Raw genomic sequence first — 1,725 nt, forward strand, 5'->3', positions numbered from 1 at the left:
GTCTCGACAACCCGGAGATGTTCAGGAGGCCCTGCCTTCATGCGCGGACACGGCCAGGTTCACCCGCCCCAGCCCCCGTTTTCGATCACATCGCTCTCATGATCGATAGAGATACGGCTTCTCAGTCAAGGAGACCGACGCAGCCGGGCTCGAGCGCAGCGGCCCCGCTTCTCGCAACTTGTGAGGAGGAAGCTGGTCAGCTCGGCGGTGGTGGATTGATCGGACCACCACACGACGTAGTTCTCACCGGCCACTCGCTCCCACGAAGGCGGCTCGTGCTCGTGAATGGAGCCGAGTAGCTTGATGCTGGGGAAGCGAGCGCTAAGTAGGCGTAGCTGCGTGGTCTTGCCAGCGTTGTCCGGGCCGTTGCGCCTGATGAACAGGACGGCCGGTCAGGACGCCCGGATTTGAGTGTCGAGCACGGCCTTGATGGCCTCGACATTCCCAGCGGTGAACTCGGCCAGATCAGGCGGCATCAGGTTTAGCTGCCGGATCGCCTCCGCGGTGAATGGCACTCGCACGACCTCGTAGCCACCCCGCTCGGGCTTGTCGAACTCGGTACCCGTACGCGCCTCGATGTCCATCCGCTCCAGCCGCGCGGCGAAGATGTGTTGGACTCCGAGGCCGTCCTCCAGTGGGTCGGTGATCAGGTGCACGAGCTCCGCCTTGCTCAGCTTGCCCCCGAGCTCCTCGAACGCCTCGCGGTGCAGGGCGTCCTCGATGCTCGCGTCCTCGGCTTCGACGCCGCCACCGACCGTCACCCAGTACGGGTCCCGGCCGGGCTTGGTCCGCTTGATGAGGACGAGCTCGTCGCCGTCCAGAAGGATTGCCCTGGCATTTCGCTTGGTGATTGTCATCTCAGGCACCTCTCCAGGCCGTTCACAGTGGTTACTGATCGCACCGATTGATTCGTCGATGAACGCGCCCGCCAGGCCGCTGTCGACATGTGTCGTCGTCTGCTGTCCCCGTACCGACACCGAGGATTCCCGCCCGCCAACGGCCTGGATGCCTGGGCGGCCGCCTGCCTGGCCCGAATACATTGGCCAGGTCACGACGAGGCACGAAGGGAAGCTCATGACACATGGGGTCTGGCGGGACAGTCTGCGGGGCAGGTACCAGTCCATGGATGAGTCGTTGGTCGGTTGGGCGACGAGGGTTGCAGACGCGGAACTCAGCCTTGCACTTCCGAGGCGGTGGGCGCACTCGCAAGGGGTGGCAACTCGAGCGGCCGAGCTTGCGCAGATCTTGGGAAGAGACGCCGGCCTCCTGTTGGCTTCGGCGGTGCTGCATGACGTGGGGTACGCACCTCGGCTGGCGGTGACGGGCTTCCATCCGCTCGACGGGGCACGGTTCCTACGCGACGAGCATGGTGCTGATGGACGGCTCGTGCGGTTGGTGGCGAACCATTCCTTCGCGCAGCTGGAAGCCGAAGAACGCGGGCTACGGGAGTGTCTGGATGTTGAGTTCCCGTTGCTTGACGAGCCGCTGCTGGTGGACGCGCTCGTGTACTGCGACATGACGACGACGCCCGACGGGGAGCGGACGACCGCTGAGGAGCGGGTGGCGGAGATCGTCGGCCGCTACGGGGATGACAGCCTTGTCAATCCCCTGGAAGCGTAGAGACCTTCCTTATGCGGCTTGATCCTTCTGATGGTGCCGGGCACGTGCTTCGCTGATGGTTCGTTCGAATTCGATGGGTGCCAGGCCGGCGGCCCCGCTGTGGCG

Annotated in this window: 1 protein-coding gene and 1 pseudogene; one reads left to right on the plus strand and one right to left on the minus strand. The window is 64.8% G+C overall.

All coding sequences use genetic code 11. The features are described from left to right. Window positions 1-392: 392 nt before the first annotated feature. Window positions 393-857: an NUDIX hydrolase gene (locus QMF80_RS37830; protein ID WP_283461954.1), complete on the minus strand. Its 465-nt coding sequence runs from the start codon at window positions 855-857 to the stop codon at window positions 393-395. Between the two features lie 265 nt (window positions 858-1,122). Here QMF80_RS37830 and QMF80_RS37835 point away from each other — a divergent pair. After that, window positions 1,123-1,602, plus strand: a pseudogene (locus tag QMF80_RS37835) (HD domain-containing protein); the annotation flags it as partial. Between the last annotated feature and the right edge of the window lie 123 nt (window positions 1,603-1,725).

Source organism: Streptomyces sp. G-G2 (assembly GCF_030063135.1).
In the GTDB taxonomy this organism is placed as follows: domain Bacteria; phylum Actinomycetota; class Actinomycetes; order Streptomycetales; family Streptomycetaceae; genus Streptomyces.

Excerpts from the sequence above, each read along its gene's own strand:
- QMF80_RS37830 (WP_283461954.1), bottom strand. The coding sequence starts at position 857 with ATGACAATCACCAAGCGAAATGCCAGGGCAATCCTTCTGGACGGCGAC.